Raw genomic sequence first — 12747 nt, 5'->3', positions numbered from 1 at the left:
CGCTTTCGTTCGGGCGATGCTCTATCCCTTATGCCCTAACGCCTTGAACCTCAAGGCGCGAAGCGGCTCCTGGCATGCTCTGGCCGCTCCATGCGTGATCGCGAACTCGATGCACGCCAAACGTGGTCGTTTGCGACGTACTTTCAGATCTGAATAGTGTTCGGATGGTCAAAAAACTAGGGCGCCACCCGTAGTGGCGCCCTGTTTGCAATGACTTGCTGATCGTGTCAGTCCAAGTCAGGCCAGCTTCCAGGGGGAAGCCAGTCGTTTCGCCCGTAACATTAAGTTCCGGGTGGTATTTATTATGATGGGGCAAGTTGTCGCCTTCGTCAAGACTTACCGTTTACATCAAATTGTTTCAAAGTTTGTTTGCGGTGCAACATGCCAAGTTTCCTGTTGAATTGCAGGCGCTTCGCGCTATCCCCTATCGAACGGCGGCTCGATGCCGTCCGCATGGCCGTGGCGCCTTGAGGCGCTCCGGGCGGCCTATCGTCCACTTTGCGTGAGTGTGCAGCATGCAGGATCAATCAGGTGCGGGTCTGTTGCCGTGGCGCAAGCGGGCTGGCCATCGCGGCTTTCTCGCCCGTCAGGCGGAGCAGCTTTTCGACTTCTTCCAGGTCGCCTCGATCAATCCGCGCGGCGGCTTCTTCGAACTGACCGTGGAAGGCGCGCCCCGTGACGGGGGCAATGTCCTGCGCCAGATCCACACCACCGCGCGCATGGTGCACTGTTTCGCGATCGCCGCGCTGATGGGCCGACCCGGCGCCGACGACATCGTCGATCATGGTCTGACCTGTCTGTGGGAACAGCACCGGGACGACAAGCACGGCGGGTATGTCTGGTCCTTCGATGATGGCGGTCCGGTGGATGCCAGCAAGCAGGCCTACGGCCATGCCTTCGTGCTGCTTGCGGCAGCAAGCGGTTGCCAGCTCGGCCATCCGCTGGCGCGCCGCCTTCTCGATGACGTGACTGTCGTTCTCGACGAGCGGTTCTGGGAGGAACGGCACGGCGCGGTGGCCGAGGAGTTCGATCGCGACTGGTCGCCGCTCGGAGACTATCGCGGCCAGAATTCCAACATGCACCTCACCGAGGCGCTGATGGCGGCCTTCGAGGCGACGGGCGAGCCGCTCTATCTCGCCCGGGCCGAACGCATCGCGGCTCTCGTCATCGCCAAGAACGCGGCCGGCAACCGCTACCGGCTGCCGGAGCATTTCGACAGCGAATGGCGGCTCGTTCGGGACTATCGCAACGGCGACATGTTCCGGCCCTTCGGAACCACGCCTGGCCATTCGCTGGAATGGGCAAGGCTGCTGTTACAGCTCTGGGTCCTCGGCGACAGGCGCCACGACTGGATGAAGACGGCCGCGCGCGCCCTGTTCCGGACGGCCATCGAAACCGGTTGGGACGAGGCAGCGGGCGGCTTCTTCTACACGCTCGACTGGGACGACCGGCCGCATCTGCCGTTCAAGCTCTGGTGGCCCTGCGCGGAGGCAATCGGGGCTGCGGCCTATCTCGCCGAGCTCGATCCCGATCCCTTCCACGAGGACTGGTACCGCCGGATCTGGAACTTCACCGCCAATCATTTCATCGATTTCGATTGCGACGGCTGGCATGCGGAGCTCGGCGTCGATCTTCAGCCGGCTGAGACTCTTTTCGTCGGCAAGCCCGACATCTACCACGCGCTGCAGGCCTGCCTGATCCCGCTTTATCCGGCGCGAGGAGGGATCGTGCAGGAGGTCAAGCGCGCCGAGATGCCGGCGACCTGACGGCGGCATCTGGATTTTTAAGGATCCCGAACTATGTTGCTGGTGTCGTGCGGCAGGTCCGAGATGCCGTACCCTGCTTTCTCGCCGGATACTTTTCTCACATGAATGCCTCACCACCCGCCGTGGCGGAAGAAGACCGCCTGAAGATCGTGCTCGGCGCGCTTCTCGCCATGCTGCTGGCCGCGCTCGACCAGACCATCGTCGCGCCGGCCCTGCCGACAATCGGTTCGGCGCTCGGCGACGTCGAGTGGCTTTCATGGGTGATCTCGGCCTATTTCCTGACCGCGACGGCGGTGACACCGCTTTATGGCAAGCTCGCCGACATCAAGGGGCGGCGCGGCGTACTCTTCTTCGCCATCGGCCTCTTTATTTTCGGCTCGCTGCTTTGCGCGCTGGCGCCCAGCATGCTGCTGCTCGTGCTTGGCCGCGCGGTGCAGGGGCTTGGCGGCGGCGGCCTCATCGCTCTCGCCCAAACGATCATCGCCGACGTGGTGCCGCCCAAGGAGCGGCCGAAATACATGGTCTACATTTCCGCCGTCTGGGCCTTCGCCAGCCTTGCCGGGCCGGTCGTCGGCGGCCTGCTCGCCGAACATGTCCACTGGTCGATGATCTTCTGGATCAACCTGCCGCTGGCGACCTTCGCGATCTTCATGACCGACCGGGCGCTGAAGAAGCTGCCGCAGTCGCTGCACGACCACAAGCTCGACCTTGCCGGCGCCGTGCTCATCATGTCCGCCACCGTCTGCCTGATGCTGGCGCTGACCTGGGGCGGGACGACCTATGCCTGGGGATCGTCGACGATCCTGGCGCTTCTGATTGCCGCCGGCGTGCTGTTCGTCGTCTTCACTGTCTGGCTCGGGCAGGTGAGCGAGCCGCTGATCCCGATCCGGGTCCTGCGCAACCCGGTCGTTTCCGCCGCGACGGCGGCCGTCTTCTTCTCGATGATGTCCTTCGTCGGCCTCTCGGTCTACGTGCCGCTCTATCATGTGCTGGTGCAGGGACTGACGCCCGGCTTGGCTGGCGTCGCGCTCGTCGCCATGATGATCGGCACCGTTGCGGGCGCCAACACCACCGGGCGCTACATGGGCAAGATGGTGCACTACCGCCGGCTTGCCGTCGGCGGCGGCATCCTGTCGATCATCTCGCTCGGGCTGCTGTCGCTGCTTGCGGCCGGGGCCAATTTCTGGGTGATCGAGGCGCTGACCTTCACGGCGGGCGCCGGTGTCGGCACGCTGTTTCCCGTCGCCACCATCGGGGTGCAGAACGCGGTCGAGCAGCGCGACATCGGCGTTGCGACCGGCACGCTGTCCTTCATGCGCTCGCTCGGCTCGGTGATCGGGGTGGCGGCGCTCGGCGCCGTGCTACTCGGCTATGGCGTCGTGGAAGGCATCGGGGAACATGCCGCCGCCGCCGGTGACAACAGCAACGCCGGCGTTGCCTTCCGGGCGCTCTTCGCCCTGTCCGCCTTCGGGCAGGTGCTGGCCCTCTGCCTCATCTTCATGATGAAGGAGCTGCCGCTTCGCGGCCACAACGGTCCTGTCGGGGTGACGGAGTAGACCCTACCGTTCGCCGCGCCGGTAGGGCTGCATCAGCGCCTGCGGCACGCGGGCGCGGCGCGACATGATCGTCAGCGCCACGATCGACATCACGTAGGGGATCATCAGGAAGACCTGATAGGGCACCGCGCCGCCGACCACATGCTGCAGCCGAAGCTGGTAGGCGTCGAAGAGCGCGAAGAGCAGGGCGCCGAGCACGGCCTTGCCCGGCCGCCAGGAGGCAAAGACCACCAGCGCGATCGAGACCCAGCCGCGACCCTGCACCATCGTCGGGAAGAAGGAGTTGAAGGCGGAGAGGGTCAGGAAGGCGCCGCCGATGCCCATCAGCGCGCTTCCGGCCATCACCGCGCCGATGCGCACGCGGATCGGGTCGATGCCCTGTGCTTCCGCGCCATGCGGGTTCTCGCCCACCATGCGCACCGCAAGGCCGAGCGGCGTGCGGGCCAGCAGATAGGCGAGGAAGGCGGCCATGGCGAGACCGAGATAGGTCGGCGCCGTCTGCGAGAAGACCGCCTCACCGAGAAAGGGCAGATCCGACAGGCCGGGGATGTGCATCGGCGCGAAGGGCTCGATTGTCGGCGGCGTCGCCGAGGTCGGCAGCACCAGCCGGAAGACGTAATAGGTGAGGCTTGAGGCGAGCAGCGTGATGCCGAGGCCCGTGACATGCTGTGAGAGGCCCAGTGGCACGGTCAGCAGCGCGTGCAGGAGGCCGAAGAGCGCGCCGCCAAGCGCCGCCGCCAGCAGACCGAGCCAAAGGTCGTGCCCGCCATAGACCGTGAGCCAACCGATCATCGCGCCGAAGGTCATGATGCCTTCGATGCCGAGGTTGAGGACGCCGGCCCGCTCGCAGACGAGCGCACCCAATGTTCCGAAGATCAGCGGCGTCGCAATGCGCAGCACGGCGGCCCAGAGGCTGGCGGTGAGGAGGATGTCGAAGGCTTCGGTCATCGGGTCACCGCCTCACCCTGTAGGTCACGAGAAGCAGCGCCACCAGCATCGTCAGCAGCGAGAGCGCCACGATGACGTCGGCAATGAAGCTCGGGATGCCGAGCGCCCGGCTCATGCCGTCGGCGCCGACGAAGACCGAGGCAACGAAAAGAGCGGCCGCGACGACGCCGGCCGGATGAAGGCCCGCGAGCATGGCGACGACGATGCCGGAATAGCCGTAGCCGGGCGAGAGATCCGTCGTGACATAGCCCTTGAGGCCCATGACCTCGATGGCGCCGGCAAGGCCGGCAAGTCCGCCCGAGAGCAAGGCCGTCAGGACGAGAACGCGCGTCACCGGAATGCCGGCAAAGCGCGCCGCCTTCGTGTTGAGGCCGACGGCGCGCGCCTCCAGCCCGAAGCGGGCCTTGGCCTGGATCAGCCAGACGACGAGGGCAAGGCCGATGGCGATCAGGAGCCCGATATGGACGCGGGATTTTGCCATCAGCTTCGGCAGGGCAAAATCGCGAGCAATCGGCACCGACTGCGGCCAGCCGAAGGCCATCGGATCCTTCATCGGCCCCTCGATCATCATCGAGACGAAGAGCAGGACGATGAAATTGAGAAGCAGCGTCGTCACCACCTCGTCGACGCCGAAGCGGATGCGTAGCGTCAATGGCCCGAGCAGCAGGATGAGGCCGGCGAGCGCGCCGAAGGCCATCATGACCAGCATGTGGAGCGGCGCCGGCAGGCCGAAGGCGTGGGCGCCGAGGAAGGCGGCGGCAAGCGCGCCGGCATAGAACTGGCCCTCGCCACCGATGTTCCAGAGCCGCGCCCGGAAGGCGACGGCGGCGGCAAGGCCGGTGAGGGTTAGAGGCGTCGCGCGGGTCAGCGTCTCGGTGAGGGAGAGGCGCGAGCCGAAGGCGCTGACGAAGAGCTGGCGGTAGGCATCGAGCGGATTGACGCCTGCGAGCGCGATCAGGATGCCGGCAATCGCCAGCGCCGCGACGATGGCGACAAGCGGCGCGACCAGCACCAGCGTCAGGGGAACCTCGGCTCTGCGCTCAAGCCGCATGATCGGCCTCGCTCCAGAGCCCGGCGATCATCAGGCCGAGTTTTTGCGGATCGAGATGATCGGCCTCGACCGGGGCCGACAGGCGGCCCTTGACGATGGCCTGCACCCGGTCGGCCAGCGCCATCACCTCGTCGAGGTCTTCGGAGATGAGCAACACCGCCGCGCCGGCACGCCGTGCGGCGAGGATCTCGCCGTGGACGGCGGCGACCGCCCCCTCGTCGAGGCCGCGCGTCGGCTGGTTGACGACGAGGATGTCCGGCTCGCCGATCAGGTTGCGGCCGAGGATCAGCTTCTGCATGTTGCCGCCGGAAAGGAGCCGCGTGCGGGTGTCGGGCCCCGCGCCGCGCACGTCGAAGCGCTCGATGATCCGGGCTGCAAAGTCCCGTGCCGCGCCCTTTTTCAGGAAGCCGCCGCGCGCGAAGGTCGGATCGCCGAGCCGCTCCAGCACGGCATTTTCCCAGACGGAAAGATCGCCGACGGCGCCTTCGGCGTGGCGATCCTCCGGCACGCGGCCGATCTTTTGCGCCACGAAGGATTGCGGCGAGGGATGCCGCACTGCCTTGCCGGCGATCCGCAACTCACCAGCGTCCGGCGCGATGAGGCCGGAGGCGAGGGCGCCGAGCGTCGACTGTCCATTGCCCGAGACGCCGATGATGCCGAGCACCTCGCCGGAGCGGACGTCGAAGGAAATGCCGTCGAGCCGCCTGGCGCCATTCTCGACCACGTGGATGCCGCTCGCCGCAAGCCGCACGTCACCCGGTGTTTGCGGTTCGCGCTTCGGGCGCTGCACCCGGCGGCCGACCATCAGTTCGGCGAGTTCCTGCCGCGAGGTCTCCCCGACCTTGCGTTCGGCGACGACCTTGCCCGCGCGCAGCACGACGATCCGGTCGGCAGCGGCCATCACCTCGCCGAGCTTGTGGGAAATGAAGATCAGCGACAGGCCCTCGCGCGCCATGACCTTCAGCGTCGCAAACAGGCGTTCGGCTTCCGGCGCGGTCAGGACGGCGGTGGGCTCGTCGAGGATGAGGACGCGGGCGTCGCGATAAAGGCTCTTCAGGATCTCGACACGCTGCTGCTCGCCGACGGAGAGGTCGCCGACGCGGGCGTCGGGATCGACGACAAGGCCGAATTTCTCCGCGGCCGCGACGAGCCGGCGGCGGGCGGCCGACCGGTTGGACCAGGGCTTTGCCAGCGGCTCGGTGCCGAGAATGACGTTGTCGAGGACGGTGAGGTTGGCGGCCAGGGTGAAATGCTGGTGCACCATGCCGATGCCGGCCTCGATGGCGGCGCGCGGGCGTCCGGGCGGCAGCGCCTCACCAAAGGCGAAGACCTCGCCCTCGTCCGCCTCATAGTGGCCGAAGAGGATGTTCATCAGCGTCGTCTTGCCAGCGCCATTCTCCCCCAACAGCGCCAGCAACTCGCCCTTTTGCAGGGTGAGCGAGATGTCGTCGTTGGCGGTCAGCGCGCCGAAGCGCTTGGTGATGCCGCGAAGTTCCAGAACGGGCTGCGTCATTCGACAAACCCCGCGATCGGGAATCGATGCTGCCATGTGCTCTTGGTCTCGAGCCGGCGGGCAAGGCGCAGCAGCAGGCCGTCCGAGGCGATGGGCCCGATGATCTGGACGGGCAGGGGCAGGCCGTTGGCGTCCGCGCCGACCGGCACCGTCACGGCCGGCGTGCCGGCCACGTTGGCGAGCGCGGCGTAGGGTGAAAACTCCGCCATCCGCCGCCAGTGCAGGTCGACGTCCATATGGTCGAGCGGGAAGGAGCCGATGGGCAGGGGCGGACCGGAGAGCATCGGCGTCAGGATGACGTCGACCGTCTCGAAGTGCCTCCACATCGCAGCCGAGAGTCTCGCCATCATCAGATCGGCCTCGAAGAGCGCCGAGGCCGGTAGGGCAAGGCCATCGTCGATCAGCTTGCGGCAGAGGATCGAGGTGTCACCCATCTTGAGGGCGCCGGCGACCGGACCCATGTTGCGGGCGAAATTGGCGAGGATGATCGTGGCGAAGACGGCTTGGGCGTCGTCGACGGCTTTTCTGAAGTCGCCGGCATCGAGGGGGACAAGGGTATGGCCTTCGCTCTTCAGCCAGCGTCCGGTCTCCTCGACGGCCTCGCGGCGTTCCGTCGTCACCTCGACATTCGGCGCGTCGGCCAGGATGCCGATTCGCAGCAGTTCGGGTGCGGTGTCGAGAGCGGCGAGGACCGGCAGGCCGAGGGCGGGATCGGGCAGCGGGCCGCGATTGTTGCCGGCCAGGGCATCGAGGGCGGCAGCCGTGTCGCGCACGGATCGGCTCACCACCAGTTCGCTGGCGATCCCCATCAGATGATTGCCAAACTCCGGGCCGGTGGGCATCGCGCCCCGGCTCGCCTTGAGCCCGACGAGGCCGCAACAGGCGGCCGGAACGCGCGTCGAGCCACCCGCGTCGGTCGCGTGGGCAATGGCAACGATGCCGGCGGCGACCGCCGCTGCCGCGCCGCCGGAGGAACCGCCCGGCGTCAGGCTTTCGTCATGGGGATTGCGGGCAATCGGCCCGATCTCGGGTTCGCTCGACAGCGCGACGCCGAATTCGGGCACCGTTGTCAGGCCGAAGGGCAGGAGACCTGCCGCGCGCATCCTGATCGTCAGGTCGTCGTCGCGAAAGGGCAGAAGGCCGTTCTTCCTCAGCCATGCGTTGCCGGCGACCTTGGGAAGGTCCTTCGCATTGGCGCCGAGGTCTTTCATCAGGAAAGGCAGGCCGGCAAAGGGAGCGTCCGCCGCATCTGCGTCGCCCGATTTCAGCCGGTCGTCGAAGGCTTCCGCCGCGGCCCGGCCCATGGCTGCGTCCACATGGCGGACGGCGCCGAGCGGCTCGAAGGCCCTGGCGGCGGCAATCGAGGCCTCCATCGCGGCGAGAGCCGTCGTCTTGCCTGTCCTGATGGCGTTGGCCAATGCGAGGGCGTCGGGGGGCAGGGACATCGAATTGGCCGTTGGTCGGGGCAAAAGGCTACCCCTCCCGCCGCAATCGTCCGGCGTCGCCGGCGGCGGAGGGAGGGGCACACGGTCTCACGGCACGCAATGCGCCGGCAAGCGATCCTTACGTCGGCTCGCTTTCGTCGATCGGCACCTCGAATTCGCCGGACTTGATCGCCTTCTGCTTTTCCAGCATCGCCGGAATGGCGTCGGCCGGCACCATCGCCTCGGTGAAGAGGATGTCGTTGCCGCCGTATTTCATGAAGGAATATTCGGTGTAGTCGCGCCCCGTCGGCTTGCCGGCGGCGATGTCGGCGAGGATCGCGTCGACGGTCGGGCGGAAATACCACATGGCATTAGCGAAGACCGTGTCGGGATAGCGGGGCGTATAGTCGATCAGCGAGCCGATCGCCTTGATGCCGCGCTCCTTGGCGGCGTCCGCCGTGCCGATGCGCTCGCCGAAGAGAATGTCGGCGCCGGCGTCGACCTGGGCGAAGGCGGCTTCCTTGGCCTTCGGCGGGTCGAACCAGGTGCCGATGAAGCCAACGAGGAACTTGGCGTCCGGGTTCACTTCCTTCACGCCGGCCCGGAAGGCGTTGATGAGGAGGTTGACCTCGGGGATCGGGTAGCCGCCGACGGCGCCGAAGGTGCCGGTCTTCGACATCTTGCCGGCGAGCATGCCGGAGAGATAGGCGGCTTCGTGGTTGCGGGTGCCGAAAACGCCGAAGTTGTCGCCCTGCGGGCCGCCGGAGGAGCCCATCAGGAAGGCCGTGTCGGGATAATCCTCGGCCACCTGGCGGGCCTCGGTCTCCACCGCGTAGGATTCGCCCCAGACGAGCTTGGCGCCTTGGTCGGCGTATTCGCGCATGGCGCGGGCATAGTCGGTGCCGGAAACGCCTTCGGAGAAGACATAGTCGATGACGCCGTCCTTGGCGGCGCCGAGGAGGGCCTCGTGGATGCGCGAGTTCCAGGCATTTTCGACCGGCGAGGCGTGGACGCCGGCGACCATGATCTTCTCGGCGGCGAAGGCGCGGGGCAGGGCCAGCGTGGAAACGCCGGCAGCGGTCGCCGCCAGAATCTGGCGACGGTTCATCGAAAAGGTCATGACGGCTGTTCCCCGTTGTCGACCGATGTCATCGGTCCGCCTGTGGACAGATGGCAGCCGGCGAAATTTGTTGTTCAACGGGTCAAAGTTTCAATATGTGCCCAAGCTGTTGTCAAGGCTGTTTCTTAATCATTCGCGGGTTCGCCGCAGGGGGCGCAAAGGCGCCGGCCGGAGGGATTGCCGGGGCGGCGTGCGGTCGACATGACGGGCGCCCAACCCGAACAATTTTAACCATCCTTTAAGAATCGGCACGTTTCCGCCGCATTCTTTGCTACTTTGGTGGTGTGTCCTGTTGGCGGAACGGGGTTTCGCCATCAGGCTACGGGGAAAGTATCACTTACGGCGAAATTCACGGTTCTTGGCGGACTATTTCCGGTTTAACCAGTGAAATTTATCTACTCTGGGTTGATTATCTGCCCGGAATAGAAATGTCTGTGTCATTCTGATGTCTATATTGTGTCTAGGGGTACGTTGTCCTGAAAAATCTATTTAGTCTCCGTTAACTATGTCTTGTCCTCGGGCTGTTAGGAACTTCGCAATGTTAATGTCTTCTTGAGGTTTGCAAAACAGTTTGAAACAAGGTCCGACCCTCCGTTCATAGTGAAATGAGACTTGGCGTATTCATGAGTCATTTTACCCTTCTTTCGCGCGTATCGGCGCTGGCCGTGATGACGGTCCTGACGAGTTGCGCGGCGCTGCCGCGTTCGGGTCCCAACGAAGGGGCGATCGTGAGCGAGGCGACGGCCCATATCGGCAAGGGCGCGCAGAAGGTCGGCATCGACTACGTGCTGGTCGACCTCGACAAGTCGATCATGAGCTATCTGGAACGATACGAGCCGGCCTCCTTCGAGGCGGGCTTCGGCGGCGGCCGCGGCGGGGCGCCCGACATCACGATCGGGCGCGGCGACATCCTCCAGCTCTCGGTCTTCGAGGCCCAGGCCGGCGGCCTGTTCATTCCCGCCGACGCCGGCGCCCGGCCGGGCAACTACGTCACGCTGCCGCAGCAGGAGGTCGACCGCAAGGGCAACATCGCGGTGCCCTATGCCGGCGACGTCCATGTCGAGGGCCTGACCGCCGACGTGGTGCGCAGGCAGATCGAGGAGCGCCTCGCCAACCGGGCCATCGAGCCGCAGGTGGTGGTGACCGTGGTGGAATCGCGCTCCAACCTCGTCTCGGTGATCGGCGACGTCAACGCCCCGAAGAAGGTGGAGATTTCCCAGAACGGCGAGCGCGTGCTCGACGCCATCGCGGACGCCGGCGGCATCTCCACCCCGAGCCTTGAGACCTACATCACGCTCCTGCGCGGGGGCCGCGAGGCGACGGTGCTTTACGATACCCTCGTCAAGACGCCGAAGGAAAACATTTACCTCGCGCCCGACGACGTCCTGTCGGTCAACCGCGAGCGGCGCACCTACATGGTCTTCGGCGCCGCGTCGGCGACGGGGCGGATCAACTTCGACGACGCCAACCTGACGCTCGGCCAGGCGCTGGGCGAGGCGGGCGGCCTTTCCGACACCCAGGCCGATCCGGCCCAGGTCTTCGTCTACCGCGAGGAGAGCCGCGACCAGCTGCAGCGCATGGGCGTCGACATGACGAAGTTCGCCGGCAGCGACATCCCGGTGATCTACCGGGCGAACCTGCGCGATCCGTCGGCCTATTTCGCGATCAGCAAGTTCGCGATGCGCGACAGGGACATCATCTACATCTCGAACGCCAAGACCTACGAGCTGACGAAGTTCCTCGACATCATCAACAACGTGTCGACGACCAACGGCGGCGTTCCCAGCGACGTCCTCAACGCCCGCAACGCCATCCGCGGCTTCTGACCGGCCTCGCCGCCCCCGCCGCACGCGGGGGATGGGCACCGGCCCGGCAAAGCCCGGACGACCGCCGCAACGAAAAGACCCCGCCCGGCACATCCGCCCGGCGGGGTCTTTTGGTCTTGTGCGGGCTTGCTTTTCCGGCTCGTCCGTGAGCTTTGGTGCGGCGCCTTGCGGACGATTCCGGCCCTTGCCGGCCTTAGCCGGCCAACGTCCTGCGACCTCTCTGCAATGCGCGACAGAATGGCAAGCAATCTTGCCCGCTTCGCATTGACATTCGCCCGGAAATCCGTAAGGTCCGCGCCAACTGGCGGGTGCCGACACCATGGCGCCCGCCATTCGCTTGCCGAACCATTCGCACGAGAGTGCTTCTCTTGACGATTGAGGCGTGGCGGGACGGATACGCGCGACGGGATGGGCCTTCACGAGGACGGGCGTTGCAGCGTTTCGGGCTTGCCCACCTCGGAAGGACGACCAATGAAGATCAAGAATTCGCTGCGCGCCCTCATGGGCCGGGACCGCAACAACCGCATGGTCCGCCGCAAGGGCCGCATCTACATCATCAACAAGAAGAACCCGCGCTACAAGGCCCGTCAGGGCTGAGTCGCGCCGCGCCTTAGGGCGCGGCTGTTCTTCGCGTGATGCGCCGTCCCCCGCGGGGAGGGCCGGAAAGCCGCCGCATGGCGGCCCGCATGACATCCGAAGAGCGTTTCCGTTCGGCAACGGCTTTGACGGCGCATCCCGGGAGCGGTAATCTCCCGGGATGCGCTTTCTCATGCTCACTCCTCTGGCCGTGCTTGCCTGCCTTGCCGCCGCGACGGTGGCCGGACAGGCCAAGACCACGCCGCCTGCCGCCGCGATCGCTCCGTCGCAGGCCAAGCCCGATCTGCCGCTGCTGGAGGACGAGGAGGAGGCCAATCCCTTCTCGCCGGACAAGCCGAACGCGCCTGCCGTCGTGGACAAGACGGACAAGACGCTGAACGATCTCTTTTCCAAGCTCGCGGCGGCCGGCTCGGTGGTCGAGGCGCACCCTTACGAGCAGCGAATCCTCAAGCGACTCATCCAGACCGACAGCGATACGGTCAACCTGATGATGGGCTGGACGATCGCGGCCATGACCAAGCAGCGCTATGGCGAGGCGCTCGATCTTCTCGACCAGATCCTGATCCTGAAGCCCGACTACGCCGAGGCCTACAACAAGCGCGCCACCGTCTATTTCCTGCTCGACGACTACGGCCATTCGGTCGCGGACATCGAACACGCGCTGGCGCTCGAGCCGCGCCATTTCGGGGCCCTCTCGGGCCTTGCCGGCATCCTGCAGCGGATCGGCGAGGACAAGGAAGCCTACGAGGTCTACCAAAAGCTTCTCCAGATTCATCCGAACCTGCCCAACGCGCGTAGTGCCATGGAGAAGCTGGCACCGGAGGTAGCCGGGCGCGACATCTGACGCCGCAGACGGGGTCCGGCCGCCGGGTCGTCCGATGGCGGCTGGATGAGTCCGCGTGGCGGTCGCCGACCGCTACCGGCAGTCCCCTTCACGTTGCTCCGG

The 12747-nt window shown here is 66.0% G+C and carries 10 protein-coding genes; 5 read left to right on the top strand and 5 right to left on the bottom strand.

Annotated elements, in window-relative coordinates; all coding sequences use genetic code 11:
* Positions 1 to 515: 515 nt before the first annotated feature.
* Both HDIA_RS18600 and HDIA_RS18595 read left to right on the top strand, forming a co-directional pair.
* The gene (locus HDIA_RS18600; protein ID WP_099557528.1) at positions 516 to 1766 is read left to right on the top strand and encodes an AGE family epimerase/isomerase; all 1251 of its coding nucleotides are present in this window, start codon (positions 516 to 518) and stop codon (positions 1764 to 1766) included.
* Between the two features lie 101 nt (positions 1767 to 1867).
* A complete protein-coding gene (locus tag HDIA_RS18595; RefSeq protein WP_099557527.1) occupies positions 1868 to 3322 on the top strand; it encodes an MDR family MFS transporter in 1455 nt (484 codons plus the stop codon).
* 3 nt (positions 3323 to 3325) lie between these two features.
* Here the strand turns inward: HDIA_RS18595 and HDIA_RS18590 are convergent, their stop codons facing one another.
* From HDIA_RS18590 to HDIA_RS18570, 5 genes are all read right to left on the bottom strand, one after another.
* Positions 3326 to 4270, bottom strand: a complete 945-nt coding sequence (locus HDIA_RS18590; protein ID WP_099557526.1) for an ABC transporter permease — start codon at positions 4268 to 4270, stop codon at positions 3326 to 3328.
* A 4-nt stretch (positions 4271 to 4274) separates the two neighbouring features.
* On the bottom strand, positions 4275 to 5321 hold the full coding sequence (locus HDIA_RS18585; RefSeq protein WP_099557525.1) for an ABC transporter permease: 1047 nt from the start codon (positions 5319 to 5321) through the stop codon (positions 4275 to 4277).
* Positions 5311 to 6834 (bottom strand): ABC transporter ATP-binding protein, encoded by a 1524-nt coding sequence (locus HDIA_RS18580; protein ID WP_099557524.1) that lies wholly within the window; start codon positions 6832 to 6834, stop codon positions 5311 to 5313. The genes HDIA_RS18585 and HDIA_RS18580 overlap by 11 nt, the downstream gene beginning before the upstream one ends.
* Positions 6831 to 8273, bottom strand: a complete 1443-nt coding sequence (locus HDIA_RS18575; RefSeq protein WP_099559002.1) for an amidase — start codon at positions 8271 to 8273, stop codon at positions 6831 to 6833. Before HDIA_RS18575 ends, HDIA_RS18580 begins: the two co-directional genes overlap by 4 nt.
* Before the next feature lie 124 nt (positions 8274 to 8397).
* Positions 8398 to 9378, bottom strand: a complete 981-nt coding sequence (locus HDIA_RS18570) for a BMP family protein (protein WP_099557523.1) — start codon at positions 9376 to 9378, stop codon at positions 8398 to 8400.
* Positions 9379 to 10001: 623 nt separating this feature from the next.
* On the opposite strand from HDIA_RS18570, the gene HDIA_RS18565 reads away from it, so the two are divergent.
* From HDIA_RS18565 to HDIA_RS18555, 3 genes are all read left to right on the top strand, one after another.
* A complete protein-coding gene (locus HDIA_RS18565) occupies positions 10002 to 11204 on the top strand; it encodes a polysaccharide biosynthesis/export family protein (protein WP_099557522.1) in 1203 nt (400 codons plus the stop codon).
* 471 nt (positions 11205 to 11675) lie between these two features.
* Positions 11676 to 11801, top strand: a complete 126-nt coding sequence (ykgO, locus tag HDIA_RS18560) for a type B 50S ribosomal protein L36 (RefSeq protein ID WP_099557521.1) — start codon at positions 11676 to 11678, stop codon at positions 11799 to 11801.
* 172 nt (positions 11802 to 11973) lie between these two features.
* Entirely contained in the window at positions 11974 to 12645 is a 672-nt protein-coding gene (locus tag HDIA_RS18555; protein WP_157775731.1) for a tetratricopeptide repeat protein, read from the top strand.
* The last annotated feature ends 102 nt before the right edge of the window (positions 12646 to 12747 follow it).

The organism is Hartmannibacter diazotrophicus, from assembly GCF_900231165.1.
Classification (GTDB): domain Bacteria; phylum Pseudomonadota; class Alphaproteobacteria; order Rhizobiales; family Pleomorphomonadaceae; genus Hartmannibacter; species Hartmannibacter diazotrophicus.
The sequence above is the reverse complement of the archived record's forward strand: the minus strand, read 5'-3'. Positions and strand labels throughout refer to the sequence as shown.